This window comes from Collinsella sp. AM29-10AC (genome assembly GCF_003469085.1).
In the GTDB taxonomy this organism is placed as follows: Bacteria; Actinomycetota; Coriobacteriia; order Coriobacteriales; family Coriobacteriaceae; genus Collinsella.
In genome coordinates, this window is record NZ_QSKB01000015.1 from 26,272 (window position 1) to 52,940 (window position 26,669).

27 protein-coding genes and 1 riboswitch are annotated in these 26,669 nt (G+C 59.6%); of the genes, 5 read left to right on the top strand and 22 right to left on the bottom strand.

From position 1 onward, the window contains the following. Positions 1 to 19: 19 nt before the first annotated feature. Positions 20 to 535: a hypothetical protein gene (locus DW754_RS06105; RefSeq protein WP_118072001.1), complete on the bottom strand. Its 516-nt coding sequence runs from the start codon at positions 533 to 535 to the stop codon at positions 20 to 22. Between the two features lie 63 nt (positions 536 to 598). After that, positions 599 to 714, top strand: a riboswitch (TPP riboswitch). On the opposite strand from DW754_RS06105, the gene thiC reads away from it, so the two are divergent. After that, positions 707 to 2,041 (top strand): phosphomethylpyrimidine synthase ThiC, encoded by a 1,335-nt coding sequence (gene thiC, locus DW754_RS06110; protein WP_117758719.1) that lies wholly within the window; start codon positions 707 to 709, stop codon positions 2,039 to 2,041. It overlaps the preceding riboswitch by 8 nt. A 182-nt stretch (positions 2,042 to 2,223) precedes the next feature. Beyond that, positions 2,224 to 3,054, top strand: coding sequence for a bifunctional hydroxymethylpyrimidine kinase/phosphomethylpyrimidine kinase (gene thiD, locus DW754_RS06115; protein WP_117758720.1), 831 nt, complete (start codon positions 2,224 to 2,226; stop codon positions 3,052 to 3,054). A 333-nt stretch (positions 3,055 to 3,387) separates the two neighbouring features. Here thiD and DW754_RS06120 read toward each other — a convergent pair whose 3' ends face one another. From DW754_RS06120 to DW754_RS06135, 4 genes are all read right to left on the bottom strand, one after another. After that, positions 3,388 to 4,047, bottom strand: coding sequence for an SGNH/GDSL hydrolase family protein (locus DW754_RS06120; RefSeq protein ID WP_158556905.1), 660 nt, complete (start codon positions 4,045 to 4,047; stop codon positions 3,388 to 3,390). A gap of 77 nt (positions 4,048 to 4,124) precedes the next feature. Further along, entirely contained in the window at positions 4,125 to 5,276 is a 1,152-nt protein-coding gene (locus tag DW754_RS06125; protein ID WP_117758722.1) for a TIGR02452 family protein, read from the bottom strand. Positions 5,277 to 5,413: 137 nt separating this feature from the next. Continuing rightward, positions 5,414 to 6,109: a Bax inhibitor-1 family protein gene (locus DW754_RS06130; RefSeq protein WP_117758723.1), complete on the bottom strand. Its 696-nt coding sequence runs from the start codon at positions 6,107 to 6,109 to the stop codon at positions 5,414 to 5,416. 83 nt (positions 6,110 to 6,192) lie between these two features. Then, a complete protein-coding gene (locus tag DW754_RS06135) occupies positions 6,193 to 6,531 on the bottom strand; it encodes a hypothetical protein (protein ID WP_117758724.1) in 339 nt (112 codons plus the stop codon). A gap of 250 nt (positions 6,532 to 6,781) precedes the next feature. On the opposite strand from DW754_RS06135, the gene DW754_RS06140 reads away from it, so the two are divergent. The 3 genes from DW754_RS06140 (at position 6,782) to DW754_RS06150 (ending at position 9,333) form a co-directional block, all read left to right on the top strand. After that, a complete protein-coding gene (locus DW754_RS06140; RefSeq protein ID WP_006234237.1) occupies positions 6,782 to 7,831 on the top strand; it encodes an inorganic phosphate transporter in 1,050 nt (349 codons plus the stop codon). Between the two features lie 67 nt (positions 7,832 to 7,898). Further along, positions 7,899 to 8,522, top strand: a complete 624-nt coding sequence (locus DW754_RS06145; RefSeq protein ID WP_006234238.1) for a DUF47 domain-containing protein — start codon at positions 7,899 to 7,901, stop codon at positions 8,520 to 8,522. Between the two features lie 280 nt (positions 8,523 to 8,802). Further along, entirely contained in the window at positions 8,803 to 9,333 is a 531-nt protein-coding gene (locus tag DW754_RS06150) for a nitroreductase family protein (RefSeq protein ID WP_117758725.1), read from the top strand. A 167-nt stretch (positions 9,334 to 9,500) separates the two neighbouring features. On the opposite strand, the gene DW754_RS06155 is transcribed toward DW754_RS06150, so the two are convergent. From DW754_RS06155 to murD, 17 genes are all read right to left on the bottom strand, one after another. Continuing rightward, complete coding sequence (locus tag DW754_RS06155; protein WP_006234242.1) at positions 9,501 to 10,175, bottom strand: DivIVA domain-containing protein; 675 nt, start codon at positions 10,173 to 10,175, stop codon at positions 9,501 to 9,503. A 61-nt stretch (positions 10,176 to 10,236) separates the two neighbouring features. After that, positions 10,237 to 10,524 (bottom strand): YggT family protein, encoded by a 288-nt coding sequence (locus DW754_RS06160; protein ID WP_040358293.1) that lies wholly within the window; start codon positions 10,522 to 10,524, stop codon positions 10,237 to 10,239. 15 nt (positions 10,525 to 10,539) lie between these two features. After that, the gene (locus DW754_RS06165; protein ID WP_006234245.1) at positions 10,540 to 11,262 is read right to left on the bottom strand and encodes a cell division protein SepF; all 723 of its coding nucleotides are present in this window, start codon (positions 11,260 to 11,262) and stop codon (positions 10,540 to 10,542) included. Between the two features lie 60 nt (positions 11,263 to 11,322). Continuing rightward, the gene (locus DW754_RS06170; protein ID WP_118072002.1) at positions 11,323 to 12,060 is read right to left on the bottom strand and encodes a YggS family pyridoxal phosphate-dependent enzyme; all 738 of its coding nucleotides are present in this window, start codon (positions 12,058 to 12,060) and stop codon (positions 11,323 to 11,325) included. 119 nt (positions 12,061 to 12,179) lie between these two features. Continuing rightward, positions 12,180 to 13,037, bottom strand: a complete 858-nt coding sequence (locus tag DW754_RS06175) for a PhoU domain-containing protein (RefSeq protein WP_006234247.1) — start codon at positions 13,035 to 13,037, stop codon at positions 12,180 to 12,182. A gap of 92 nt (positions 13,038 to 13,129) precedes the next feature. Next, positions 13,130 to 13,933 carry a phosphate ABC transporter ATP-binding protein PstB gene (gene pstB / locus DW754_RS06180; RefSeq protein WP_118072003.1) on the bottom strand — a complete coding sequence of 268 codons (804 nt, stop codon included), beginning with the start codon at positions 13,931 to 13,933 and terminating at the stop codon, positions 13,130 to 13,132. A gap of 12 nt (positions 13,934 to 13,945) precedes the next feature. Next, positions 13,946 to 14,851 (bottom strand): phosphate ABC transporter permease PstA, encoded by a 906-nt coding sequence (gene pstA, locus DW754_RS06185; protein WP_006234250.1) that lies wholly within the window; start codon positions 14,849 to 14,851, stop codon positions 13,946 to 13,948. Between the two features lie 3 nt (positions 14,852 to 14,854). Continuing rightward, the gene (gene pstC, locus DW754_RS06190) at positions 14,855 to 15,781 is read right to left on the bottom strand and encodes a phosphate ABC transporter permease subunit PstC (protein WP_117758728.1); all 927 of its coding nucleotides are present in this window, start codon (positions 15,779 to 15,781) and stop codon (positions 14,855 to 14,857) included. Between the two features lies 1 nt (position 15,782). Then, the gene (locus DW754_RS06195) at positions 15,783 to 16,619 is read right to left on the bottom strand and encodes a phosphate ABC transporter substrate-binding protein (RefSeq protein ID WP_055251678.1); all 837 of its coding nucleotides are present in this window, start codon (positions 16,617 to 16,619) and stop codon (positions 15,783 to 15,785) included. Beyond that, positions 16,616 to 17,416: a polyphenol oxidase family protein gene (locus tag DW754_RS06200; protein ID WP_117758729.1), complete on the bottom strand. Its 801-nt coding sequence runs from the start codon at positions 17,414 to 17,416 to the stop codon at positions 16,616 to 16,618. The genes DW754_RS06195 and DW754_RS06200 overlap by 4 nt, the downstream gene beginning before the upstream one ends. A 210-nt stretch (positions 17,417 to 17,626) precedes the next feature. Further along, positions 17,627 to 18,781, bottom strand: a complete 1,155-nt coding sequence (gene ftsZ, locus DW754_RS06205; protein WP_022094491.1) for a cell division protein FtsZ — start codon at positions 18,779 to 18,781, stop codon at positions 17,627 to 17,629. A gap of 199 nt (positions 18,782 to 18,980) precedes the next feature. After that, positions 18,981 to 19,769: a cell division protein FtsQ/DivIB gene (locus DW754_RS06210; RefSeq protein ID WP_227790121.1), complete on the bottom strand. Its 789-nt coding sequence runs from the start codon at positions 19,767 to 19,769 to the stop codon at positions 18,981 to 18,983. Between the two features lie 424 nt (positions 19,770 to 20,193). Continuing rightward, positions 20,194 to 21,105: a UDP-N-acetylmuramate dehydrogenase gene (murB, locus tag DW754_RS06215; RefSeq protein ID WP_118072004.1), complete on the bottom strand. Its 912-nt coding sequence runs from the start codon at positions 21,103 to 21,105 to the stop codon at positions 20,194 to 20,196. A gap of 5 nt (positions 21,106 to 21,110) precedes the next feature. Further along, positions 21,111 to 22,529 (bottom strand): UDP-N-acetylmuramate--L-alanine ligase, encoded by a 1,419-nt coding sequence (gene murC, locus DW754_RS06220; RefSeq protein WP_099431529.1) that lies wholly within the window; start codon positions 22,527 to 22,529, stop codon positions 21,111 to 21,113. Positions 22,530 to 22,626: 97 nt separating this feature from the next. Continuing rightward, a complete protein-coding gene (gene murG, locus DW754_RS06225; protein ID WP_117637519.1) occupies positions 22,627 to 23,742 on the bottom strand; it encodes an undecaprenyldiphospho-muramoylpentapeptide beta-N-acetylglucosaminyltransferase in 1,116 nt (371 codons plus the stop codon). Then, positions 23,732 to 25,225, bottom strand: coding sequence for a putative lipid II flippase FtsW (ftsW, locus tag DW754_RS06230; RefSeq protein WP_117758731.1), 1,494 nt, complete (start codon positions 25,223 to 25,225; stop codon positions 23,732 to 23,734). The genes murG and ftsW overlap by 11 nt, the downstream gene beginning before the upstream one ends. 36 nt (positions 25,226 to 25,261) lie before the next feature. After that, complete coding sequence (gene murD / locus DW754_RS06235; RefSeq protein ID WP_117758732.1) at positions 25,262 to 26,668, bottom strand: UDP-N-acetylmuramoyl-L-alanine--D-glutamate ligase; 1,407 nt, start codon at positions 26,666 to 26,668, stop codon at positions 25,262 to 25,264. Position 26,669 lies beyond the last annotated feature (1 nt).

Consider the following 26,669-nt stretch of genomic DNA (forward strand, 5'->3'; position numbering starts at 1 on the left):
GCCGTTTCCAAACACCCCGTTACTCCGCCAAGCCATCGGCCTTTGCAATCTCGCTCGTCGAGCCATCTTGGTAGGTAATCTTAACGTGCTCTACGTCGGATACCGTAACGCCCGACGGAGGTTCCAGACGCCACTCCGTCAGCGCAATGTCCATGGTCGTGGGCACGTCCCCTTGATCTTTGAGCTTCACCGTCAGCGTTTTGAGCGTCGCATCAAACGTCACGCGTTCGATTTCTTCACCCGGAATAGACCCGCCGCTCAGCTGCAGCTGCACAAACTCGTCGCGCGGATACCAATAGTCGCCCGGTGCGGCAACCGTGTTGCCACCAGAAACTTTCATGGTCATAATCGGCAGGCCCTCGTCGGCTTCAAACCCCCAGGTGGCGCCGCCAGGACCGCCGAACGTCCAAATACAAAAGGCAATCACCAGCACGGCAAGCACCGCAAAACCAATCGCGACCAACCCATGGTGCGCACGGCTTTCCTCGGCCGATACACCCCATTGTGTCTCTCGATATAGATGCTTGTCTTCCATGTACGCCTCCCCACAGGCACGCTCGTTGGCCCAATCGTACCCATTCAGGCTATACTTGAGCCCATTACATAAACGGGGAGCTTGCAGGACAAGACGGCAGGCTGAGACTGGGCGCGCCCGCCCTGACCCGCAAACCTGATATGGGTAATGCCAACGAAGGGAGCCGTGCCAATGAGCGCACAGACCGAGCCCAAGCTCGTCACGCAAATCGACTTCGCCCGCGCCGGGCGGATCACACCGCAGATGAAGGAGGTCGCCGAGCGCGAGCATCGCGACCCCGAGTACATCCGCGAGCGCGTGGCCGACGGCCGCATCTCCATTCCCGCCAACATCGTGCACATCAAAAAGGGCATGCGCGCCTTTGGCGTCGGTGAGGGCCTGTCCACCAAGGTCAACGTGAACCTGGGCATCTCGGGCGACAAGGCCGATGCCGCCGAGGAATGGAAGAAGGTCAAGATCGCCGAGGACTTTGGCGCCGACGCCATCATGGACCTCTCCAACTCGGGCAAGACGCGCCAGTTCCGCCAGCAGCTCATCGACGAGACGCCGCTCATGGTAGGCACCGTCCCCATGTACGACGCCATCGGCTACATGGAAAAGCCGCTGGTCAAGCTCACCAAGGACGACCTGTTCGAAGTCGTGCGCGCGCATGCCGAGGACGGCGTGGACTTTATGACCATCCACTGCGGCATAAACAAGTCGGTCACCAAGACCTTTAAGGAGACCGGCCGCCTGATGAACATCGTGAGCCGTGGCGGCTCACTGCTGTTTGGCTGGATGGAGGTCACCGGTAACGAGAACCCATTCTATGAGTTCTACGACGAGTTGCTCGAGATTTGCCACGAGTACGACGTGACGATTTCGCTCGGCGACTCCTGCCGCCCGGGCTGCCTCTACGACTCCAACGACGCCACCGAGACCGCTGAGATGATCGAGCTGGGCAAGCTGTGCAAGCGCGCTTGGGCCGCCGGCGTCCAGGTCATGGTCGAGGGCCCGGGTCACATGGCGCTCGACGAGATCGCCGCCAACATGAAACTGCAGAAACGCCTGTGCCACAATGCTCCGTTCTATGTGCTCGGGCCGCTGGTGACCGATATCGGCGTGGGTTACGACCACATCACCGCTGCCATCGGCGGCGCCATCTCCGCCAGCTCCGGTGCCGACTTCCTGTGCTACGTGACACCGGCAGAGCACCTATGCCTGCCCAACGCCCAGGATGTGCTCGACGGCCTCATGGCCACCAAGATCGCCGCACACGCCGCCGACATCGCCAAAAAGGTGCCGCACGCCCGCGACATGGACGACAAGATGGGCCAGGCACGCCGCAAGCTTGACTGGGACGCCATGTGGGAGTGCGCGCTCGACCCGGTTACGGGCAAGAAGCGCTACGAGGAGTCCCCCGCCGCCACCGAGGGCACTTGCACCATGTGTGGCAAGATGTGCGCCGTCCGCACCGTCAACAAGATCTTCGAGGGCACCACGATCGACCTCGGCATAGAGGACTAACCCTGTCGCCGCGGCCGCCTCTGGCGGCGAGCTGGTGCCTGTCAATTGTTGACGTGTGAACATTTGCTTGCATTTGCGTAAAGATTGCATCGCCCGCCCGGGTTCGACATAGAGTCGGCCCGGGCATCTTTATAATGCTGGCTTAAAGACCCATTTGATTCCGACCGAACAAGGGAGCGAACATGGATCGTAGTAAGGTACCTGCCGTCCTGTCCATCGCGGGATCCGATTCCAGCGGCGGCGCCGGCATTCAGGCCGACATCAAGACCATCACGGCGCACCGCCTGTATGCCGAGACGGCCATCACCGCCATCACAGCGCAAAACACGCTGGGCGTCACCGCCGTACAGGATATCTCGCCAGATATCGTAGCCGCGCAAATTGACGCCGTTTTTGACGATATCCGCCCGAGCGCCGTCAAGATCGGCATGGTTTCTTCTGTCGAGATTATCGAAGTCATCGCCGACCGCTTGAGCGCCTGGAACGCAACGAACGTGGTCGTCGACCCCGTCATGGTCGCCACCTCGGGCGCGCGGCTGATTGCCGAAGATGCCGCCGAGGCGCTCACCCGCCGCCTGTTCCCGCTGGCGACGGTTATCACGCCCAATATTCCCGAGGCCATGGCCCTGCTCGACTACGAGGTCGACTCCGAGCGCACGCAGCAAAATGCTGCCATGCTCCTCACCCGCCGCTTTGGTTGCGCATCCCTCGTTAAGGGTGGGCATCTTGTCAACGAGGCCAACGATGTACTGGCCGAACCCGCGCCGCTCGATGACGAGGGCAACCATCTGGGAGATCCACTCACCACGTGGTTCCGCCACAAGCGTATCGATACCAATAACACACACGGCACCGGCTGCACGCTCTCGTCCGCCATTGCCTGCGCGCTGGCCCAGGGTATGGATCTTGCCGATGCCGTCAACGCTGGCAAGGCCTACCTGACAGGCGCTCTGGCCGCCGGCCTGAACATGGGCAAAGGCTCCGGCCCCGTCAACCACATGTGGCAGTATTAAGATTCGCAGTCCAAAACCACCGCAAAGGGGACAGGCACCCTTGCGGTGGTTCCCACAAACATCTCGATCTGTAACAGTTAAAGTCCATTTTTCGGCCCACCCGTTACAAATCGAGACATCCAAATTCCACTGAGAAGATAATCTCGATGTGTAACAGTAACTCGGCAAAATCGACCCTAGATGTTACAGATCGAGACAAACGACCGATATCGACCTAAATAATCTTAATCTGTAACATCTAGCCCGTTTTTGGCCTTACAACTGTTACAGATCAAAGCAAACCAACGAAACAAGCCGTCGCAAGGAGAACTATTGTGGTGGTTTGGGGCCGTGCTACTCACCGAGCATCTCTTGGAGCTTGGCCGCCACGGCGTGACCCAGGCTCTCATGGCTTTCGGGCATCATATGCAGATAGTCGATATCGCCCGGCTCGGCAAACTCCGCTGCATTCAAAAAGTCGCAGCCAAACTGCTCGGCTACGTGCGCGTAGTATTCAGCAAAATGCTCCGAGGCCTCGACGGAACGCTCGTCAAAATCGGTCATATATACATCGGCGATCTGCGGCTTGATCTTGATAGGAGCCATCAGCAGAATGCGCGGACAAGGCGCAGCGTCGGTCCACGGAAACGCGCGGACGGCGCGAATCAGCGCCATGGCGCCACGGGCGATATCGGCAGCCGTCACGTTAAAGACCGTCTTGCAGTCGTTGGTGCCCAGCATGATCACAATGGCGTCCAGTGGCTTATGGGCCTCGAGCAGCATCGGCAGCGCGCGGATGCCGTTAAGATTGGTGTCCAGATGGCACATGTCGTCGCGTACCGTCGTGCGGCCGTTGAGGCCTTCTTCAATTACATGCCAGCCCTCGCCTAAGTCACGTTGGGCCACGCCGCACCAGCGCACATCCCGCGCATAGCGCACCGCGGTGCCGTCGCGCATGCCCGCCGGATCGTAACCATAGGTGTTGCTGTCGCCAAAGCATAGAACGTTTTTCATCGTAAGCCCCTCGCTCAGTAAAAAGCCGACGGGAGCAGCCCTCCCGCCGGCTCGACCCATCTGTCAGCACGTACCGATTACAGGTACTTGCGCCAATCGTCCTCGTTCTCATCATCCTCGGTAGCAGCCTGGGCCTGCTCGGCGGCGCGAGCTGCCGCAGCGCGAGCGGCAACCTGGGCATAGGACTCCTCGTTGCGCTCGGGGAAGTTTGCCAGCACGTGCTCGAACTTGGCAAAATCCTCATCCCAGCGCGTAGAAGGCACGGCAAAGAAGACTTGCTTGACCTTAAAGTCGCCCGACGCGAGCTCCTTGCGGAAGAGCTCGGCCACGGCCTCGGCGTCAAAGCCGTTGTTGTCGCAGCCCCAAGCGCCCAGTACGAGCTTCTCGCGACCCAGCTCGTCGCAGATGGCAAGCACAAAGCGAATGCGGTCGCGCAGGGCATCCAGCAGAGCATCGTCGCTCACGCGATACTCCTGGCGGGCGCGCTTAACGTTGGGCGCGGCGGCCACGATCACGTCGGCGTATGCATGCACGTGGTTGCGATCGAAGCGCACCGCAGGCACCACCAGCGCACGGTTTCGGTAAAGCTCGCAGTTGATGTTGCGGCGACGGTTCTCGCCGTACCATTTGCGCTGCTTATCGAGAACGTTGTACAGATACGAATCGGCGCACAGCGTGGCCTCCTGGCCCAGATAACCCTGAATATAGCCACCGCCCGGATTGGTGAACGAGGCAAAGGCGAGCACGGCCATGTCGCAGAACTGCGCATAGCCACGACCGTTGTCCAAGATGGCCTGCGTGGCGGAGGCATCGAGCACGGTGACCTCAGGCAGGGACGCAGCAGGCTCCTCAGCAGGCGCGGACTCAGCTTCGGCGATTTCCTCGGCAGGCTCCTCGACGGGCTCAGGAGCTGCCTCGGTCTCGGGCGCTGCCTCGCTCTCGGGTGCCGCCTCGGTCTCGGCAGCCTCCGCGCCCTCGACGTCCTCGGCAACCTGTTCTTCAGCGGCCACAGCAGTCTGAACCTTGGCCTTCATCGCCGCGACAAAGCCGGCAGGCATACCGTCAAACTCGCGAACACCGGCAAGCGAACGCTCGATATCCTTGGCGCACGCTTCGGACACAGTTGACACGTGACGCTCGGCGGCCTTGGCACGGGCCTCGCGCTTGGGATTGGGCTGACCCGCTCGGTTGGACCTGCGGTTACGGTTCCTGTTGTCGACGTCTGCCATACGTGGCCACCTTTCCTGTCGCTGCCGCTATCGGCTTTTCCCATCCATGATACCCCGCCGCGTACAAAAAAGACGGCCCCGAAGGACCGCCTTTCGCATCGATTTGCCCGCACGGCAAGCACCGCCGCAATTCGCCACTAGTCGCGACGGCCAAGGATGTTCAGGATGCGCAGGAACACGTTGATAATGTCAACGAACAGATTGGACGCCATGAGCACGGCGTTGGGCAGCGTAGGCGGCACCGTCGTGGCAACATAGGTGTCGTAGCCAATAAAGCCGGCGAACACCACGATCACGATCAGGTCGGTGATGGACTGCGAGACGCCCATGAACATCAGCACGATCTCAACCAGAACAGTGGCGAGCAGAATGCCAAAACCGATGCCATATACGCGCTGGAAAAACTTGGGGAAGGTCACGCCCAGCGCGCCAAAGACAAAGGTGATGGCGGCCGTGGCGATAAAAGCGGTGTTGATGGTGGGCAGGTCGTAGTTGGCAAGGCCAAACGACGCGGTCAGGCCAAAGGTACTCGCAAAGATTACGTAGCCCACAAGGGACAGGCCCACGGACTGCTTGCTGGCGGCGGCCGACATCATGACCATGCCGACGATGGTCAAAATAAACGAGCCAAAGACCAGCGGCAAGGCTGCGCCGCTCATCATCATGCGCGCAAACGACATGGTGCTCGTAAAGTAGGCGCCGGCGCCCATGGCGCAAAAGCCCAAGAAAATCAGGGCAGACATGACAAGGTTGTACGCGCGCGGCGACATCTCCTTGGCACGGCTTGCACCGGTCTCGATGGGGCCGTTCTGATAGCCCTGGATATCGTTCATACTTCGTCCTTTCACAAAGCGCCGTGAAAGACGGCGCAGCAGATGACAAGATTCCTGCCATTGTACCCGAACGCCGTGCGTCCTTACCTACGGCGCTCGCCCTCAAGCGTACGATCAAACGCCCAGACCCACCAACGCATCACGTGGGCCTGCGAGCCGTCCGGCCGTCCGCACGCCTGGTCCTCCAGATACAACTCGGTCGCGTGCCCGCCAAAACGCACCTTATAGGTTGCCGTACGAACGCCGTGGACCGTCAGGCCAAAACCAGTGGACGAGACGATCTCGTCAATCGTAAAGCAGCGACCGTCGACCCAGCAGACGGTAACCGGCACGACTTGTCCGCCCGCGAGGATGCGGGCCACGACGTCCACATACTGCTTGTGCACGCGCCGAGTTTTGCCGTCTGTCTGTCGATATTCCATGCCTCCTATTATCGAACGCATGTTTGCATGTTGTAAAGCGAACAGACTGTGGTTTTGGAGTGTCGTAGTAATCGCACGTGTCCGTATGGCGTGTTAGCAAAAAGAACACCCGCGGCCAACAGGGCTAATATTCAATTTTAGTGCCAAAAAGTTCACTTCTCCCATCAGAACTCGGTAAAGAGACCCGCAGGAGGTGATACGATTTATCATGTTTTTGTAACGTGTCTGCAAACTTCGAGAAAGCCCATATATGGACGTAACGTTCTCAACCTTCCTCGGCCAAATTGTGTCGAACCCAGTCCTTGCCGTCACCGTGATCCTCGCGTTGGGCGCCATCTTCGTCAATGGATGGACCGACGCGCCCAACGCCATCGCGACCTGCGTCACTACGCGTTGCATGCCCGCCCGCGCCGCCATTCTCATGAGCGCCGCATTCAACTTCCTCGGCGTGCTCATCATGACGCACTTTAACGCGAGCGTCGCCAACACCATCTCACATATCGTCGACTTTGGCGGAAACAGCACCATGGCGCTCGCCTGCCTATGCGCGGCGCTGTTCTCCATCGTCGTCTACGGCGCCACAGCGTCGCGTTTTGGCATCCCCACCTCGCAAAGCCACAGCCTTATCGCCGGCCTGACCGGTGCCGCCATCGCCCTCGGCGGTGCGAGCAGCGTCAACGTCCACGAGTGGATGAAGGTCATCTACGGTCTGGCGCTCTCCATCGGCCTGGGCTTTGTCATGGGCTGGGTCCTGTGCAAGCTCGTCTCGATTCTTTTCGCCGCCGCCAACAGGCGACGTGCCAATGTCTTCTTTAAATACGCTCAGATCGCGAGCGCTGCGGCCATGAGCTTTATGCACGGCGCGCAGGATGGACAGAAGTTCATCGGCGTGCTCTTTTTAGGCGTGGCCTTTGCCAGCGGCCAGACGAGCGTCGGCGATGCAGGCATCCCCATCTGGATTATGCTGCTGTGCTCGGCCACTATGGGTATCGGCACCAGCGTGGGCGGCGAGCGCATCATCAAGTCCGTCGGCCAGAGCATGGTCAAGCTCGAAAAGTATCAGGGCTTCTCCGCCGACCTGGCGGGCGCCGCAAACCTGCTGCTTGCCACCCTTACCGGCATCCCCGTGTCCTCCACACACATCAAGACCTGCGCCATCATGGGCGTCGGTGCCGTCAAGCGCCTCTCAGCCATCAACTTCGGCGTCGTCAAAGACATGATGTTCACCTGGTTCTTCACCTTCCCCGCCTGCGGACTCATCAGCTTTGTCATGGCCAAGCTGTTCATGATGTTCCTCTAGTCAAACCGAACGTCCATCCGGACTGCATTACCTCGCCCACCCGTCTTCGCCTCGAAAGGACCCACCCATGGCAAAGAAACCCGATTCGTTCTACTTCGACAACTACGTCGCCTGCGCCGACCTTGCCGTCCAGGCCGCCGAGCTGCTCACCAAGATTTTCGAGAACTTCGATCCCGCAAAGATTCACGATATGCTCAACAAGATGCACGCGATCGAGCATGCGGCCGACAAGAAGCACCATGAGCTTGAGGACGCCTTGCTCACCGCCTTTATCACCCCGCTCGAGCGCGAGGATCTGGATCTGATGAGCTGCTCACTCGACACCGTGCTCGACCGCATCGAGGGCGTCGTGCAGCGCGTCTACTTCACCAACATCCAGAGCATCCATCCCGACGCCATCGTCATCGCCCACAAGGTGACTGACGCCTGCCGCGCCATGAAAGACCTGATGGTCGAGCTGCCCAACTACCGCAAGTCCAAGACCCTGCGCGAACTCGTCATCCAGATCAACACCATCGAGTCCGAAGCCGACGAGCTCTATATCAACGCCATGCGCAACCTGCACGTTAACGGCAAGGACCCGCTCGAGGTCATCGCCTGGCGTGACGTGTACGCCTTCCTGGAGTACTGCGCTGACTGCTGTGAGAATGTGGCCGATGTTGTGGATTCGATTGTCATGAAGAACAGTTAATTGGGGGTACGTGTCCCGGCGGCGAAGGGCCGGCACCTGTTTGCTTTCTCACTCCGGCTGCATGGCAGAGTCGTTCGAAAGTAAACAGGTGCCGGCCCTTCGCCTTACGTACCACCATTGGGAACTTTGGCTGATACTTTGAAAGCGATGGGGCTTTTGTTGGCGGGGCCTTTGGACCCGATTGGGAACTTTGGGACCGCCTTAAACGTTTGGGTGGATGGGGCTTTGGGTACCCTTTGTTTTACTTTGGATTGATTCGTTGAATTTGGAGGGCTTGGTTGTGAGTTATTTGGATCTGGCTCGGTCTCGGTATTCTTGTCGCGAGTTTGAGAATCGTTCTGTTGAGCAGGCTGTGGTGGATGCCATTGTTGAGGCTGGGCGGATTGCTCCTTCTGCTTGTAATAATCATCCAACCCGTGTGATGGTGTTGGATACGCCTGAGCTTCTGGAGAAGGCTGCTGCTTGTCAGCCTCGGTTTGCTCGTGATGGGTCTATCTTTGGCGCTCCGCTTATCTTCCTTATTTGCAGCGTTACCGATGATGCTTGGGTGCGCCCGTATGATCAGATGAATTCCAGCGAAATCGATACATCCATCGTTTGCGATCAGATGATGATGGAGGCCACCGAGCAGGGCCTGGGAACGTGCTGGGTATGCCATTTTAAGCCAGAGGTGGCACAGGAGCAGTTCAATCTGCCCAAGGGCGTTTATCCCTATCACATGCTTGTCTGTGGCTATCCTGCCGACCACATCGCCGACCCCGAGCATCGCGAGGCCCGTACCATTCCCCTCCCCAACTTCCTCCTCAAGTAGTTTTTTGGCACATGCCCTAAAACCTACCTTTTACCGCTCACCCATTCGCCGAGTTCTGCGCCACAATGTGCAGGGCTCGGTTTTTTATGTTGCGCGCCCCTGCACAGTCATAAAAAAGGACCCGCAAGCTGCGGGTCCTTTCTAGGCACTAAATTGTAGGCCGAATGTTAGTCCAGGTCGTCGGCAGCAAAGTTGTCGATCGGGGCGAAGGGATCGGCCACGGGGACAACCGGGTCAGCGACGGGCAGCGGCTCGGCGGGAACAGTCACTGCAGGAGAAGCGGCAGAACCGACCGGCGTGGAGGCCATCAGATCGGCCGGGAAGGAATTCTGGGCATCGTCCATGAAGTGCTGGATGAGCTTGAGATACTCTGCCTTGAACTCCTCACGGGAAGCCTTGAGACGATCGATCTCCTCGAGCTCGGCCTGCTTCTCGGTCAGAGCCTGGCGGATAACCTCGCGGGCCTTGGCGTCAGCCTCGTTGCGGATACGCTCAGCGTTCTCGTTGGCATCGTTGACGATGGTCTCAGCGGTCTGCTGGGCAGCGATCAGGGCAGCGGAAATCTGGCGCTCCTGAGCGGAGAAGTCAGGGGCGGGAGCAGCCACGGGGGCGGCAGGAACGGCCTGGGCGGTGGCATCCTGAGCTTGGGCAAGCTGAGCCTGCGCATCGGCAAGCTGCTGCTCGGTAGCAGTCAGACGACCCTTAAGGTCGACGATCTTAGCGAGCATAGCGTCAACCTCGGAAGACAGCGTCTCCAAGAAGACGTCGACCTCAGCAGGATCGTAGCCACGCTTGGCCTCAGAGAAAGTCTGAGCCTGGATGTCTGCAGGGGTAATAGCCATAACAAGTCTCCTTTTTCATCGCCTCGGCGCTACACGCCCGACGTAAGTTACTAAGTCAGTTCTACACGAGTATACCTATAAGAAGCTGCAGAACCAGCCTCTGCACCAACTGCAACGCAATAATCGCAACGACCGGCGAAAAATCGATACCGCCCATCGGCGGGATGAAACGACGGAACAGGTTGAGCCACGGACCGCACACGCTATCAAGCACCGCGGCAATATCCTGAAGCAAACCACCCTGCTTCATGGGAATCCACGTCATAAAGCAGTAGACGACAATGAGCGTGGAATAGAAGTTGAACAGCGTGTTGACCAGCTGGACGATAGTGTAGATGTTGATGGGAATCTCCTCGTCTTGTCTTTACTTAAGGTAGCCGTCGGCACGAAGCTTCTTGAGATCGGAATCTTTGACCTCGCAACCGGCGGGCAGCACCATGAACACGCGGTCGCCCACCTCCTTGACCGTGGCACCCAGACCGCAGGCAAAGCCGTAAGAGAAGTCCAAGACGCGCTTGGCAACTTCGGTGCGTACGCCCACAAAAATCAGTGCGACAGGCTGCTTGGTGCGAACGCGGCGCACCACGGTCTCCACGTCGTCATAGCTCTCGGGGCGCAGGACATAGGCCGGCAGCTGCGGCGTGGCGTTGATGATATTGCTCGCATAGGCCGAGGCATCGCTCGGTGCAGGCGCGGGTGCAGCGGCGGCACGGGCGCGGGTATTCTCGGCGTAGCTCGACGGCGTGTCATAGGCACCAGGACGATAACCGCTCGCAACACTGTCCTGCGAGCGCGAAGGCGGGTTATACGTCGTGGCATGGCGGGAGTCATCGCCGACCAGCTGACCGGAGCGCGTATACACGGCAACCGACTCAGCTTCACCGCGGCGCGTCTGGCCAAGCAGGCCGTTGCTCGGCTCGTCTTGGGTGTAGAAGCCCTCGCCCGAAGCACCACTGTAGCCGTTGTTCTGATAGCCATCGTCGTAGCCGTCATCGTAGCCGTAGTCGTCGTCCTGGCCATAACCCTGGTCGTAACCCTGCTGGCCGCCCAGGTGCATCTTATTTTTAATCTCGTCAAGGAAGCCCATGGTTGTGTCCTCTCGCGGTTTAGTGCAGGCGCCCCGATAATCAGTGCGCACTTCAGAGCCTTATTTTACTGCAAACTCCGGGCTAAATACTACCCTGCCCAGGCGAACGAGTGTAGAGCCCTCCTCAAGGGCAGGCTCAAAGTCCTCGCTCATGCCGCAGGAAAGCTCAGGTAGGTTCAAATCGGGATGCGCCGCCTCCAGCTCATCCCTCAGCTCACGAAGCCCCGCAAAGGTGCGGCGTGCCACATCCTTATTCCCCCGGGGCGCCATAGTCATAAGCCCCTGCACGCAAATTCCCTCAAGCTCCGCAAGCTCACCCGCGGCGGCGCGAATCTCATCGGGCGAAAAGCCTCCCTTCGACTCTTCACCACTCACATTGACCTCAATGAGCACACGCTGAGGGCCGGCAAGCTCGCCTGCCCCAATCTTGCGGACAGCACGGCTCGAGATCGCCTGCGCCAGATGCAGCGAACCCACCGAGTGAATCAGCTCGGCTGAGCCCAGCACCGCATTTATCTTATTGGTCTGCAGGTTGCCGATCATATCGAAGCGCACCTCGGGCGGCTCCGGATGCTCCGCCAGACCCGCGAGCTTGCGAACCAGCTCCTGCGGGCGGTTCTCGGCAAAATGGCGATACCCCGCCTGGATGGCGGCAACGGTCTCATCGACACCAACGGTCTTGGACACGGCAATGAGGCGCGCGGCGTCGTGGGGGCGGCCCGCGCGATCGAGCGCCGCATAAAAACGTTCCAGAATCCGCTCGCGGCGAGCGCGCATCAAGTCCAAATAGTTATCCATTGCTAATCGCCTCCGCTGACAGCCAAACAAGTAGTCCCATGCTAACGCAAGAGCGCGGCCCCGCATGTGCAAGGCCGCGCTCACTTAGGTATTTACAATCTTTCGATGAACGGGGTTACTTACTCCTCGTCGTCCTCGCCATCGTCCTCGTCCTCAAGATGATCGAGCAGGTAGCGAAGACCCTCGCTGACCTCGTTAACGGGCACCTTGGCAACGTAGCGTGCATCGACGGCGGGCCTCATGATAACACCCTCGCCCGAAGGCACGCGCATGCTCTCGAGCTCATCCTCATCAGTGCAGGCGATATCACCGGCAGTCATACGCTGTCCGGTCAACAGGAAGGTCAGACGGCAGGCGGCATCGATGGAAATCGAGGCGATGCGATCGAGATAGCGCGATACCATGATGGCGCGGCGCAGGTCGTCATAGTTGCTGTCGTCGTCCATAAAATCGCCCGTGTCCATGCGGTTAAAGGTGCGGAAGAACTTCTCGTAGGCGGCGTGCACTGGCTCGTCCTCGACGGCCAAGTTGCAGATGATGGACATGTCGTTGGTGACGAGCGCAGAAAGCGAAGAGCCCAGTACCTGGTAGACGGCCTCAGCCTCGGCCTCGACCGTGCCGACAAGCTCCTTGGGCAGCGAGATGTCGGCCTTGATCATATGACGCGTGGCGCGGCAAATCTGGCGAACCTTATCGGTCATGCGCTGCAGGTTAAAGTCGACGTAGATGATCGTCTGCAGCAAGCGAAAGTCGGAGGCGACCGGTGACTGCGTGGCAATCAGGTTGTAGCAGACGGCCTCCAGGTTGGCGCAGCGTGCGTCAATCGAAAGCGTGCGCTTCTTGGTCTTGGTGGCGAGCTTGCGGTCGTCGGTCACATAGGCCTTCACGGCATCGTGGAGGGCCAGATCGACGGCCTCGTAGATGCTCAGCATCTCGTGACGGGCCTCGATGAGCTGACGGGAAAACAGTTTGCGCATGGTTCACTCCAATCAGTTGGGTGCGGTCATGCCGCCCGCACAGTGAATACGCACCGGACCAGATCCGATCGGCTTGGGACTAGTCGCACCGATCAGCCAAAGCGGCCGGTGATATAGTCTTCCGTCCGCGAGTCCACCGGGCTGGTGAAGATCGCGTCGGTTTGACCATACTCGATGAGCGTAGCGGGCTCGCCGGCAACTTCCTGCAAGAAGAATGCGGTGTAGTCGCTAATGCGAGCTGCCTGCTGCATTGAATGCGTGACGATGATGATCGTCATCTCGGGCGCCAGCTCGGCCATCAGATCCTCGACCTTAGAGACGGACGTGGGGTCGATGGCGGAGCAGGGCTCGTCCATCAGAAGAACATCGGGTTGCACCGCAAGCACGCGCGCGATGCACAGACGCTGCTGCTGACCGCCCGAGAGCGCCAAACCATCCTTGTTGAGCTGATTGGATACCTCTTTCCAGAGGTTGACGCGCTTGAGCGATTCTTCCACGATGTCATCGAGGTCACTTTTGCTAGTCACGCCCTGCAGACGAGGGCCAAAGGCGACATTCTCGTAGATGGATTTAGGAAACGGGTTGGGCTGCTGAAAGATCATGCCCACGCGACGACGGAGATCGACCGGGTCGACACCCTCGACATAGATATCGTTGCCGTCGAGCGTCATGGTGCCCTCGACGCGCGTGCCCTCGATCAGGTCATTCATGCGGTTGATGCAGCGCAAAAACGTCGACTTGCCGCAGCCCGAAGGGCCAATGAAGGAGGTGATGGCGTTTTTGGCGATGTTGAGGTCAAGCCCCGTCAGCGCATGAAAGTCACCGTACCAAAAGTTGAAATCCTTGGCCGTAATGGCCGCTTGCTCCAACGTGGGAGCGGACTGATAAACGGACATGGGACTCCTTAACTAGCGACGCTTGCGCGACAGGAAGCGCGCAAACAGGTTGAAGGCCAGAATGATCACCATCAGCAAGAGCGCGGTGCCGTAGGCTGCGTTCATGTTGATGCCGTCGTTGGCAAGCAGATACAGGTGAACCGTCATGGGGCGGCCGGAATCGAGCGGCGAAATAGGTAGATTGATGGCCTGCCCCATGGTATAGAGCACCACCGCGGTCTCGCCAATGGCACGGCCGATGGCGAGAACGATGCCCGTGGCAATACGGCCAAAGGCAGAGGGAAGCACGATCTTGGAGACAACCTGCCACTTGGTGGCGCCCAGGCCATATGCGCCCCAGCGGATATAGCGCGGAACGGCGCGAATGGCCTCTTCGGTGGTACGCATGACGATGGGAAGCATCAAGAGCGCGAGTGCCAGGGCGGCCGAGACCATCGAAAGGCCCAGGCCCATGGCCTCGACAAACAAGGCGTAGCCAAACAGGCCCATAACGATGGAGGGCACCGAGGCCAAAGCGTCAGCAGCGTAGCGAATGAGCTCGACGACCTTGCCCTGCTTGGCGTACTCGGCCAGATAGACGGCTGCCAGCACAGCGATCGGCGTGCAGATAAGCATGGCGAGCGCCGTCACGTAGACGGTCGAGACGATCGTGGGCCAAATTCCGCCCTCGGCGTTGACGCCCTGGGGCCAACCGAAGATAAAGTCGAGCGAGATGTGTGGCAGGCCGTTGATGACCACGTAGGCGATGATAGCGACCAGCACCAGCGTGGTGATGTAGGCAGCGGCACGAAACACGCCAAGCATGATCTTGTTGGACAGGTCCTTGTTGATGCGGCCCTTCTTGCCGTGGGAAAGGGCACGCTTGATGCGCTCGCGCGACGAGGTCGTATCGACCGTCGTGTCAACGGAATCGGACATAGCCTACCCCCTCTTCTTCTTGGAAATCAGACGGACGATGCCCACCAGCGTGGCGGAGATGATAAACAGGACCACGCCCATGCCGAACAGCGCCGAGCGATGCAGACCCGAGGAATAGCTCATGTCGAGCGCGATCTGGCTCGTGAGCGTCGAGATAGGGCTCGCAACGCTGTCGGGAATAACCGGGGCGTTACCCACGACCATGAGCACGGCCATGGTCTCTCCGATGGCACGGCCCATACCCAGCACGATGGCATCCACGATACCCAGCTTAGCGGCAGGTAGCACGACCTTATAGATGGTCTGCCACTTAGTAGCACCCATGGCATACGATGCCTCGCGAATGCCCATGGGAATGGAATTGAGGGCATCGATGGTGAGCGTGGTGATGGTAGGGACGATCATGATGGCGAGCACAAACCACGCCGTCAGCGCACCAAAACCAAGGCCGCCGGTCAGTTGTGCGATAAACGGGCGGATGATGATCATGCCAAAGAAGCCGTAGATGATGGAGGGTATGCCCGCCAGCAGGTCAACGGCGGGGCTGATGAGCTTGCGCACGCGCTTGCTGGCAATCTCGACCAGGTAAACGGCCGTACCCACGCCCAGCGGCACGCCCATGGCGAGCGCACCGACGGTCACCAGACCTGAGCCGGCAAGCAGCGACATGATGCCGTAGTGGCCCTCAGAGGGCGCCCACGTAAAGCTAAAGAAGTCCGCCAGACCGATGTCGGTAAAGACGGGCAGCGCCGAGTACGTGGTAAAGACAAAAATCAGGATGACGGTAACGACCGCCAAAAACGCGCAGGCAAAGAAGATCCACTGCAGCGCCTTCTCCTTGATATAGGTACTGCGCGATACGAGCGCCAGCTCGCGCTTCTTGGGTGCCTGAGCATTCTGCTCAGTCTGGGAGTTTTCCTGTGCTTCCATGCTACTCACTCCCCTTCTCGTCGTTGGTGACGGGAATAAAGCCCGCCTCGCGAATCTGCTTGTCCATCTTTTCGGACGTCACGTAGTCGATGTAATCCTGCGCCTGCTGCGAAGGCGCACCCTTCACAAAGAAGTAAAGGTCGCGCGAGATGGGATAGCCGCCACTCGCGACCGTCTTCTCGGACGCCTCAACATGATTGACCGAGACAGCCTTGACCGAGGTCTTGGCGTTGAGGCTATCGACGAAGCCCAGCGAAATGTAGCCGATGGCCCCACGCGAACGAGATACCACGTCGCGCACCTGGCCCGTACCCGAAAGAACAGCCGAGCGGCGATCGAACGGCGTGCCATCCATCACGATGGTACGGAAGGCCTCGCGCGTACCGGACGCCTCGTCTCGGTTGATGACCTGAATCCTCAGGTCCTCGCCACCGACCTCTTTCCAATTGGTAATCTTGCCGGCGTAGATATCGCGGAGCTGCTCGGTCGAGAGGTTATCGACGGGGTTGTCGTCGTTCACGATGACCGCAATACCGTCGTGGGCAATGACGATGGGAGTCAGGCCCAGATCCTGTTCGTCGGCATTGAGTCCACGGGAGGAGCTGGCGATATCGGCCGTGCCGGCGCTGACGGCCTCGATCCCAGCGGAAGAACCCAAACCGGAAACGAGCACGTCGATGCCGGTCTCCTCCTTAAAGCCCTCGGCCGCAATCTCGGCGATAGGAAGGCAGGTCGTGGAGCCGGCCACGGTAATGGAAGAGGTAGAAGATCCCGAAGAACAGGCGCACAGCGTAAGCGTAAGCACAGCGGCGCTCAGGACCGATACGATCTTTCTCATAGCATCACGCCGATCGCAGCATGGCGCCCACAGGTGCCGTCCTCGTTACGGTAGGAATAAAAGCGGTCGTTCTGACGCACGGTCGAAAGCTGGGTATCCACGATATCATCCGCGTCGACACCGACATCTACCAGCGCCTCGCGAATGGCAGCGGAAAGATCAAGCATGCGAGAGGTATTCGCATCGATGCAAGAGAACTCGGCGGCAAAGCGATCCATGAGTTCCTGGGATACCTCATATTCGTCACCCAAGATATGGGGGCCGATATAGGCGGAAACGTCGCTCGCATCGCAACCGGCAGCATCGCAAAGCGCCTGGCACGCCTTGGCGGAAATACGTGCAATCGTGCCCTTCCAACCGGAGTGCACCACGGCAAATCCGCCGGGGGCCACCAGCACCACGGGAACGCAGTCGGCAAAGCAGAGCAGCACGGGCACGTTATGCGCCGTGCAGACGATGGCATCACAGCCCTCGGCAATCTGCTCGCGAACGTCCTCAAGGTCATCGGCGCCGTTCGAGGTCACCGCAACGATATGATCACCATGGACCTGATTGGGAACGAGCAGGTTGTGCTCGCACTCGGCGGCACCCATAGCCTCGAGCGCACGACAACGATTTTCTTGAACAGCAAAGGGGTCATCGCCAACATGCGAGCCCAAGTTGAGTGAGGAGTACGCATCTTCGGAAACGCCACCGGCGCGCTCGGTGAAGGCAAAGCGAACATCGGATGTCGCGCCCTCCACCAACGTAACTCCATCATGGTCGACACGCGAAACTTTGTCCGCACGTGCTGCCATACTAAAGCCTCCTAATAACACAAGTACCGCGGCATCGCCGCTACAGCCCGCGTTTATACGGCTGTCATACTTCTCTAAAAGGATACCTGCTGCGCTGGAGGCAATCGTAAAGGGAACGTAAAGAGATTGGAGGTTCTAGTTTACAAAGTCGAAATAAAAAGGGCGCGTCCATACGGACACGCCCCTGTGCACAACAATGCAAAGAACGACTTAGAAGCTGCCGCGCTTCAGGAAGTCGGGAAGCTCGAACTGATCGTTGCCGAAGTTAGGAAGCTCGGTGCCACCGACGTTGCGGGTCGGAGCGGCCTGAGCCGGGCTCGTGGCAGGAGCGGTGCGCTGCGGCTCAGCGGAGGCAGCGGCCTTGCTCTGAGACTGCTGAGCAGCAAAGAGCTCGTCCTGACGGTTGACGTTGGAGTCGGAGAAGCCCGTAGCGATGACGGTGATACGCACCTGATCGCCCAGGGACTCGTCGACAACGGTACCGAAGATGATGTTGGCCTCGGGGTCGACGGCGTTGGCGACAACGTCGGCGGCGTCGCTGATCTCCTGGATGCCCAGGTCCTTGGAACCGGCGATGGAGAGCAGCACGCGCGTGGCACCATCGATGGAGCTCTCGAGCAGCGGGCTGGAGATGGCCTGCTGGGCAGCGTCGACGGCACGGGTGTCCCCAGAAGAGGTACCGATACCCATCATGGCGGTACCGGCCTGCTTCATGATGGTCTTAACATCGGCGAAGTCCAGGTTGATGATACCGGGGACGGTGATGAGGTCGGTGATGCCCTGGGTGCCCTGGGAAAGGACGCCATCGGCAATCGCGAAGGCCTCGAGCATGGTGGTCTTCTTCTCGGCGATGTCGAGCAGCTTATCGTTAGGGATGACGATCATGGTGTCGACGCAATCGGAGAGGGTCTTAATGCCCTCCTCGGCGCTCTTCTTGCGCTTGCGGCCCTCGAAGGTGAAGGGCTTGGTCACGACGGCGACGGTCAGCGCACCGACCTCGTTCATCGCGATATCGGCAACGATGGGAGCAGCGCCGGTACCGGTGCCACCGCCCTCGCCGCAGGTGATGAACACCATGTCGGCGCCAGCGAGCGCCTCGGCAATGTCGTCGCGGGACTCATCGGCAGCCTTGCGGCCAACCTCGGGGTTGGCGCCGGCGCCCAGGCCGCGGGTAAGGTCGGTGCCGATGTGCACCTTGATATCGGCATCAGAGATCGCGAGTGCCTGAGCATCGGTGTTGATGGCAACAAACTCGACGCCGCGGATGCCCTCTTCGATCATTCGATTGACCGCGTTGGTACCGCCGCCGCCGACGCCGACCACCTTAATGACGGCAAGGTAGTTGTTGATCTCTGTCTCGTGCATGTCGGTCCTCCGAACAAAGGTTATAGCCATAGCATGGGTCGACCCCTGCGCACATTAACCTTCAGGTTGAAAGTAAATGCAAAGGTAAACCGTATTATGTTTGCACATTATGAACGTATCAGTCAAATAATTGACCGTGAAAACCAAACAAACCAGATAAACGGCGTGGTATGGCCCCTCAACAAAGCATCAACCAGCGCTACGAGGTCGGAGCGTTCCTAAATGTATAGTTACCCGGAGAGCGCACATTGATATACGTTACGCCCTCTACCTGCGAAAGCAGCTTGGTGACTACGCGCTCCTTCTTGACGATATCGTTCGAATCGCCCAGCGACACCTCAATGCCGTTATTGAGGTTTGCCGAGATGGCTTCGACCGAAGGCGTGGAAATATCCTTGACTTGTCCCAAGAACTCGCTCGAAAAACCACGCACATAATCCAAGCCAGCCTTAACGGCCTTGGAGCTCACCGCCTGGCCGGAAACCGGAGCGACATCCGCCGAGACATCAGTCAACAACACCGCGCCATAGTGCTTAGCGAGCGCCAGCGCGGCATCGATTCCGGTCAAGGTATTTGAGCCCTGCCCTGTCGTGATGACGTTGCCTTGGTCGTCCACTTCGACCGACGTCGACAGTGGGGCGATCCAGGTGTCATCATCCCCGATGGCCCAGGCAAGGTCATCGGAACTGATATAGGCAATTGCGATGACCTTGCGCTCCATCGGCGTAATGATGAGCGTATGCGGGAACTGACGCTGGACATCCACGCCCGAGACCCACGGATTCTGCTTGAGGTCCTCGGTAATCTGGTCGGGATCGACGTTAAAAAGCGACGTTCCCTCGGGCAAATCGATCAGCTGGATAGCATCGTGCTTCGTCACATGCTCGCTGCCTTGAATCTGAATATCAGTGGCGGTAAACAATCCAGAGTTGATCACCACGATGGCAACGACGACGAGCACGGCCAAGGCGGCCAGAACGCCGCCCACGATTTTGCCTTTGCCTGCAACGACAGAAGCGGCGTCTGATGTTTTATTTACCATCGCCCCAAGTGAAGATAACGGGTTGACGCTTTTTTTACCCGAAGGCTTCTTGGCGGTAGCCGGCACCGATGTCAGCGAGCGCGGTTTCGATGCGCCCAGCGTGCGACCTGGACGCGGCGCTTTAGTTCCCGTCGAGGGCTTAGGAGTTGCCATGGGACGGGCGGGTTTGGCGCCCATAACAGGCTTTGACGTCACCGAGGGACGCGAGGACTTTTTTGCGGCCGGACGATTACCGAGCTGCGAGCCGACAACCGGACGACTGGTCTGTCGAGCATGCCCGACAGACTTAGAGTGCGCGACGGTATTGCGTTGAGGTTTGGCAGGCGCGCCGGAACGCCCTCCGGCGCGGCGGAAGGTGGGTTTCGATGCTCTAGAAGCCGAGGAATTTAACTTCCGGTCTGAGCTCGATGCCATACGCCTCCCTCACCTTTCCGTGCACATGTCTGATAACCGCGGCAACGTCATCGGCCGAGGCAGTTCCGTTATTAACGATAAAATTAGCGTGAACGGGCGAAACTTCCGCGCCGCCAATCGAAAAACCCTTTAATCCACAATCCTCGATAAGCTTGCCCACACTCGCATCGGGCGGGTTGCGAAAGACCGACCCGCAGGATGCGCGACCCATGGGCTGCGTACGCTTGCGCCTCGTCAGGTACCACTCCATGCGCTCGCGAATGTCGGCCTTGGGCGCCGGTTTAAGCTTGAGCACGCACTCGAGGATAATCTCATTGCGGGGAAGGCTACATTCGCGGTAGCCCCAAGTGATCTCGGACCCCGCATAATGCTTGATACCGGATGCCGGGTCAAACGTTACGACATCCTCAACCAGCGAGCCAATCCACTCGGTCCGCGTGCCGGCATTCATAGATATCGCACCGCCGACCGAACCAGGAATGCCAACGGCAAACTCAAGGCCCGAGAGGCTACGCGACAGGGCATCGTTGACCAGGCGCGCAAACATCACGCCCGCACCGACCGTCAGCGTACAACCGTCATCGGCAACAACCGTGCGCTGGAACTCACGTCCGAGCGAAATGACGGCACCGCGATAACCGCCATCGGCAACCAGCAGATTGGAGCCCTTGCCGATGATGACCCACGGCACCTGCTCGCGATCGAGCACCGCCACGGCGCGGCGGAGGGCATGATAGCTATGGCACGTCACAAAGAGGTCGGCCTTGCCGCCGATACGATAGCTCGTATGACGCGCAAGGCGCTCGTCCTCGATCACATCCGTGTCGATCATGCCCGAGAGCGCCATGACGGCGTTAAACAGACCCATTAGACTTAAGCGTCTTTCTTGGCAGTCAGATACTCAATGAACTCGGGACCGACGGTCGTAACGTCGCCGGCACCCATGGTGAGCAGCAGGTCGCCCTCGCCCACCATCTGCTCGAGCTCCTGATTGAGCTCAAGACGGCTGGAGCAGTACACGACCTCCTTGCCAGGATGCTTGGCGCGCACGGTATCGGCGAGCATCTTAGAGGTGACACCCGGAATGGGCATCTCGCCAGCCGAGAACACATCGATCAGCAGCAGTTTATCGGCATTGGCAAATGCATCGGCAAAGTCGTCGCACAGGGCCTGCAGGCGCGAATAGCGGTGCGGCTGGAACACGACGTCGACGTGCTTGTAGCCCAGCGACGAAGCGGCGGCAAGCGTCGCCTTGATCTCGGTGGGGTGATGGCCGTAATCATCGACCACGGTGATGCCATCGATATCGCCCACGTGGGTAAAGCGACGGCGGACGCCCTCAAAGCTCGAGAGCGCCTTGGCGGCGGCGTCGATGTCAAGGCCCAGGACATGGGCGACGGTGAGCACGGCCGTGGCGTTGAGCATGTTGTGGCGACCGGGATTGCTCTTGATCTCCACAGCGTGCTCAGTGCCGTCCTCAAAGCGAACGATAAAGTCACTCTGGATGCCCTTGACATCCGGGTGCACGCAGACGATGTCGTTGCTCTCGGCAAAGCCGTAGGAAAGCACGTGACGGCCCGTCGACTTGGCGAGCTCGACCAGATGCGGGTCCTCGCCGCAGACGATGACGGTGCCGTCCTCGCCCACCAGGCTCATGAATTTGGCGAAAGTTGCCTCGATCTCCTCGATACCCGAGTAGTGATCGAGGTGGTCGGCCTCGACGTTGGTCACAATGACCACGTTGGGGTTCAGGAACAGAAAGGAGCTGTCGGACTCGTCGGCCTCGGCGACAAAGTAGTCGCCCGAGCCGTTCTTGCCGTTCGTGTCATAGCCCTCAACGATGCCGCCGATCAAGAAACTCGGATCCAGACCCATGCGGTCGAGCATGGTGGCGCACATCGAAGACGTGGTGGTCTTGCCATGCGTGCCGGCAACAGCGACGGTGGTGTAGCCGTGGCCCAAAGCAGAGAGCATCTTGGCACGGGGCCACACGGGAATACCAAGCTCGCGAGCGCGAACGAGCTCAGGGTTGGACTCCGGAATAGCGGTGGAGACAACAACCACGTCGGGCTTGACCTCGTCGATCGTGGCTGCCTCATGGCCCACGTGCACCTTCACACCAGCGCGGGTAAGCTGGCGGATATAACGTGACGTCTTAAGGTCGGAGCCGGTAACGGCATAACCGCGCTCGTGCAGAACGAGGGCGATGCCGCTCATGCCGGCGCCGCCGATACCGATAAAGTGGGCGCTCTTAAACTCGGGCGCGGAGGTTGCAGTCTGGGAATCAGCCATGTGCTCGTGTACTCCTTGCGTAAACACTGCCTGTAACCCGTTAACTGTACCGCACCTACCGCATCAGCGCGAGGGCGACCGACGATATCCCGTCTAACTAACGCAAACCCTCTACCGCATCGGCCAGAAGAGCGGCGGCCCTATCCTGAGCCAGACCACGCGCCGCCTGACGCATGACGTCGCGCTCTGCCGCGTCATCGACCAGGTGCAGCAGCTCATCGGCAAAGGCAGAACCGTCGATATCGGCATCGGCACAGAGCACGCCGGCCCCGGCGTCGACCAGATAACGGGCATTGGTGGTTTGGTGGTCGGCCGTCGCATGCGGATACGGCACGAGTATCGAGGGCACGGCGAGCGCAGCGATCTCGGCCACGCTCGATGCACCCGAACGCGAGAGCACCAAATCGGCAGCAGCCAGCATATCGCCCATGTTGTCGATGTAAGGCTGGACGCGGTAACGCTTCGCCTCCTCGGGCGTCAGCGCCAAAGCGCGCTCGGTCTCCTCAAAGCCGTCGGCACCCGTCGAATGCAACACATAGAGGTTCTTGCGCGAAAGCAGCTCGTTTTTGAGCGAAACCGCGCGCTCGTTGAGGTGCTGGGCGCCAAGTGAACCGCCAAAGACGAGCAGCAGCGTAGCGTCCTCGGGAACGCCAAGTGCCTTGCGGCCGCGAGCGCGATCGCCCTCGATCACCGAGCGACGTACGGGGTTGCCGGTCATGAGCACGTGGTCAGGGTCACCTTCGCGCTCAAAGACCGAGCGCGCTGCCGGCACCGAGATGCACACGCGAGCGGCGTGGGAGTTCATCATCTTGTTGGCCAGGCCCGGAACAGAGTTCTGCTCATGTAGCAGATACGGAACGCCTGCGCCCTTGCACCACCCCAGCAGCGGAACCTCGACATAGGCACCAAAACCGATGGCAGCATCGGGCTTGCCGACCTTTGAGAAATGACTGGCGAGCGCACGCTTGGCCTTGTTGACACGCCACAGCGAGGTCAGCGCTGTCCAGGGACGGGAGCGGTCGAAGCCCGTGACCGTAATGGGCACAAAATCAAACCCAGCCTCGGGGACCAGACGACCCTCGAGCTTGCGCGACTGGCCCACGAACACAACGTGGTGGCCACGGTCATGCAGCTCCTCGGCCAAAGCGAGCGCGGGGTTAATGTGTCCTGCCGTGCCGCCGGCTGCAATAGCAACGGTCATCTTATCGGTCATGGTAGTCCCTTCGTACACGCGGTCCCTGGTCGTCGGTGCGCAAACGCGCCGACGGGTCCGAGTTCAAATCGATTCGATTATATCCGCCGCCCGCACTGCGAGGACTGGGGCGCTGCGGACGACCTTGCGGCGCCGTCCGCGGACGTGGACGAGCTGCCGGCTCGGTCGCAGAGCCATCCAGAACGGTAAAGCCGCTACGCGAAGGTCGTTCACCGCGCACGTGGGCCACGCCGGCGGTGCTCTCGTCCATAACGGCAAAGCTCTCACGGCGGCGGTCATACTCATCGCGGCGGGCGCTCTCGTACGAAACGCGCAGAATCAACCCGGCAAGCATAAGCGACACGATAATCGACGAACCGCCGTAGCTAATAAACGGCAACGGTTTGCCCGTCATGGGAAACACGTTGAGGATGCCAAGCGCGTTAATCAAAAACTGCACCGCGAGAATGACCGCGGAGCCAGACGCCATAAGCGCGCCCCGACGATCGGTCGCCTGCTCGGCAATGCGAAACGCCGAGTAGATCAGCATCGCAAACACCAAGAAGAACAGCACGGTTCCGACAAAGCCGACTTCCTCGCCAATGATGGCCAGGATGTAGTCATTGTGCGCCTCGGGCAGATACGAGTACTTCATGGTTGAGTTGCCGATGCCACGGCCGAACAGACCGCCCGAGGCAAAGGCCATGATGGCAAGCGTGGCCTGATAGCCGTCACCATACTCATCAGCCCAAGGGTTCAAGGCAACCTGAATACGCACCATACGGTACGGCTCTGCGACAAGTGCAATCACGATCACGAGAATGCCGAAGATTAGCACGCCGATGATAAATCTCGGGTCGAGACCCGCAAACAACGCCATGCACATGAGGGTCAGCAGGATGATCAGGACGGTACCGAAATCGGGCTGGATAAAGATCAGAAAGAGCGAAATGCCCAGGTAGATGCCCATCTTGCGAAGGAATTCGTTGATGTTGCCACCGGGCGAAAAGAAGCGATCAAGCATGATGGCCGAATACGCAATGGCAAATGGCTTTAAAAACTCGGAAGGCTGGAACTGAATGCCGGCGATGTTGAGCCAGCGCGTGGCGCCACGGCTGCCGCTGCCCACCAAGAACACCAGAAACAGTAGCCCTATCATGCCTATGAGGAAGATCCTGAGCACATCCTCCCCAAACCAGCTGTCCGGCAAAACGCGCACGATGGCAATCAGCGCCAGAACACCAACCACGGCAAACGCAGCCTGTCGACCCAGAAAAAACGTCGCTGAGCCATTCTCGTGCAGTGCCTCGACCGAAGACGCCGAGTACACCATCAGCAGGCCAAAACACACCAAGATAAACAGACAGGCCATGAATATCAGACGGGGGCGCATGATGCGGGCGGGAACGCCGGCAATATAGCGTTCGCTAAACGACTGCCCGCCGCGACCGGAACGCGGTGTGCTACGCCGCGAGGAAGCACGGTCCGAGTCGGGCGTCCTCATACCTTGTCGGGGGCTCTCCTCTCTCACCGGCAACCCCTATTCCATTTGCGATTTCGCTGCAGCGGCAAGCTGGGCCACATAGTCCTTAAACACGCGGCCGCGCTCCTCATAGCCCGAGAACTCATCGAACGAAGAGCAGGCAGGAGAAAGTAAGATCACGTCGCCACGGCTCGACAGCGAACGGGCAACGTCCACGGCATCGCGTAGGTCATCCGCCTGGGCGATATCCACATCGCCATCGACATCGGCCTCGTCCATAGCGGCGGTGAAGCGCTCGCGCGCATCGCCAAAGCAGACGACCGAGCGCACGTTATCCATAACAACGCGCGCGAAGTCCGTGAGCGGCGTGCCCTTATCGTGGCCGCCGAGCAGCAAGATCACGTCGTCATCGGGAAATGCCGTCAGTGCCTTCTCGACCGCGTCGGTGTTGGTCGCCTTGGAATCGTTGACGTAGCGCACACCGTCAATCTCGCCGCACGGCTCCACGCGATGCTCGAGCGGCTGGAACGAGGCCAGACCGCGGCGGACACCATCGACATCGGCACCGACGGCCAGAGCAGCCGTGGCGGCACATAAGGCATTGATGACATTGTGGTGGCCCGAAATCTTGAGCTCGGACGTGGCGACAAGCTGAGTCTCGACGCCCTTCAGGCGCACGACCATTTTGCCGTCGCGCACAAAGGCGGCGTCTGCACCCTCGGGCTCGTCAAAAGCGACCTTGCAGATGCGGCGACCCGGCTTATAGATGTACTCATCGAACTCGTGAATGCCGGCGTCTTCGACGTCGACAACCACCAGATCGTCATCGACCATATTGTCAAACAGCTTGATCTTGGCAAGCGCATAGTTCTTATGGCTCTTATGCCAGCCCAAGTGGTCGGGAGTGATGTTGAGCAGCACTGCCACGCGAGGGTGGAGCTCGGTGGTCGTAGCAATCTGATAGCTCGAGAGCTCAGCCACAAACCACTCGTTGTGGGCTCGGCCGTCAATCTCGTTGATAGGCGGCTCACCGATGTTGCCGACAGCTACACTGGCCTCACCGGAAGCCTTGAGCAGATAATCGGTCAGCGACGTGGTGGTCGTCTTGCCGTTGGTGCCCGTGATGGCAATCCAGTTATCGGGCGACAGGCGATAGGCAAACTCGGGCTCACCCATAATCTGGGCGGCATGCTCGCGCCCGGCCTTAAAGAAGCCCGAGAACTCCGAGATGCCCGGGCACGTCACGCATACGTCATAGGCGCCCTCGACCTGTTCGGTCCCATAGACAAACGACGCACCGGCAGCCTCGAGCGCACGCGTGGCGTCATTGGGCTCAGAGGTGCCGCCGCCATACACGGTAACGGCGCTTACGCGCTCTGGATGTGCCAGCGCCCAGCGGGCGACATCGAGACCGGATTTGCCCTGACCCAAAACGAGCAAGCTAAAGACATCAGCAAGAGACATG

Coding starts and splice junctions, on each gene's coding strand:
- DW754_RS06105 (WP_118072001.1), bottom strand. CDS start 535: ATGGAAGACAAGCATCTATATCGAGAGACACAATGGGGTGTATCGGCC.
- thiC (WP_117758719.1), top strand. CDS start 707: ATGAGCGCACAGACCGAGCCCAAGCTCGTCACGCAAATCGACTTCGCC.
- thiD (WP_117758720.1), top strand. CDS start 2,224: ATGGATCGTAGTAAGGTACCTGCCGTCCTGTCCATCGCGGGATCCGAT.
- DW754_RS06120 (WP_158556905.1), bottom strand. CDS start 4,047: ATGAAAAACGTTCTATGCTTTGGCGACAGCAACACCTATGGTTACGAT.
- DW754_RS06125 (WP_117758722.1), bottom strand. CDS start 5,276: ATGGCAGACGTCGACAACAGGAACCGTAACCGCAGGTCCAACCGAGCG.
- DW754_RS06130 (WP_117758723.1), bottom strand. CDS start 6,109: ATGAACGATATCCAGGGCTATCAGAACGGCCCCATCGAGACCGGTGCA.
- DW754_RS06135 (WP_117758724.1), bottom strand. CDS start 6,531: ATGGAATATCGACAGACAGACGGCAAAACTCGGCGCGTGCACAAGCAG.
- DW754_RS06140 (WP_006234237.1), top strand. CDS start 6,782: ATGGACGTAACGTTCTCAACCTTCCTCGGCCAAATTGTGTCGAACCCA.
- DW754_RS06145 (WP_006234238.1), top strand. CDS start 7,899: ATGGCAAAGAAACCCGATTCGTTCTACTTCGACAACTACGTCGCCTGC.
- DW754_RS06155 (WP_006234242.1), bottom strand. CDS start 10,175: ATGGCTATTACCCCTGCAGACATCCAGGCTCAGACTTTCTCTGAGGCC.
- DW754_RS06165 (WP_006234245.1), bottom strand. CDS start 11,262: ATGGGCTTCCTTGACGAGATTAAAAATAAGATGCACCTGGGCGGCCAG.
- DW754_RS06170 (WP_118072002.1), bottom strand. CDS start 12,060: ATGGATAACTATTTGGACTTGATGCGCGCTCGCCGCGAGCGGATTCTG.
- DW754_RS06175 (WP_006234247.1), bottom strand. CDS start 13,037: ATGCGCAAACTGTTTTCCCGTCAGCTCATCGAGGCCCGTCACGAGATG.
- pstB (WP_118072003.1), bottom strand. CDS start 13,933: ATGTCCGTTTATCAGTCCGCTCCCACGTTGGAGCAAGCGGCCATTACG.
- pstA (WP_006234250.1), bottom strand. CDS start 14,851: ATGTCCGATTCCGTTGACACGACGGTCGATACGACCTCGTCGCGCGAG.
- pstC (WP_117758728.1), bottom strand. CDS start 15,781: ATGGAAGCACAGGAAAACTCCCAGACTGAGCAGAATGCTCAGGCACCC.
- DW754_RS06195 (WP_055251678.1), bottom strand. CDS start 16,619: ATGAGAAAGATCGTATCGGTCCTGAGCGCCGCTGTGCTTACGCTTACG.
- DW754_RS06200 (WP_117758729.1), bottom strand. CDS start 17,416: ATGGCAGCACGTGCGGACAAAGTTTCGCGTGTCGACCATGATGGAGTT.
- ftsZ (WP_022094491.1), bottom strand. CDS start 18,781: ATGCACGAGACAGAGATCAACAACTACCTTGCCGTCATTAAGGTGGTC.
- murB (WP_118072004.1), bottom strand. CDS start 21,105: ATGGGTCTGTTTAACGCCGTCATGGCGCTCTCGGGCATGATCGACACG.
- murC (WP_099431529.1), bottom strand. CDS start 22,529: ATGGCTGATTCCCAGACTGCAACCTCCGCGCCCGAGTTTAAGAGCGCC.
- murG (WP_117637519.1), bottom strand. CDS start 23,742: ATGACCGATAAGATGACCGTTGCTATTGCAGCCGGCGGCACGGCAGGA.
- ftsW (WP_117758731.1), bottom strand. CDS start 25,225: ATGAGGACGCCCGACTCGGACCGTGCTTCCTCGCGGCGTAGCACACCG.
- murD (WP_117758732.1), bottom strand. CDS start 26,668: ATGTCTCTTGCTGATGTCTTTAGCTTGCTCGTTTTGGGTCAGGGCAAA.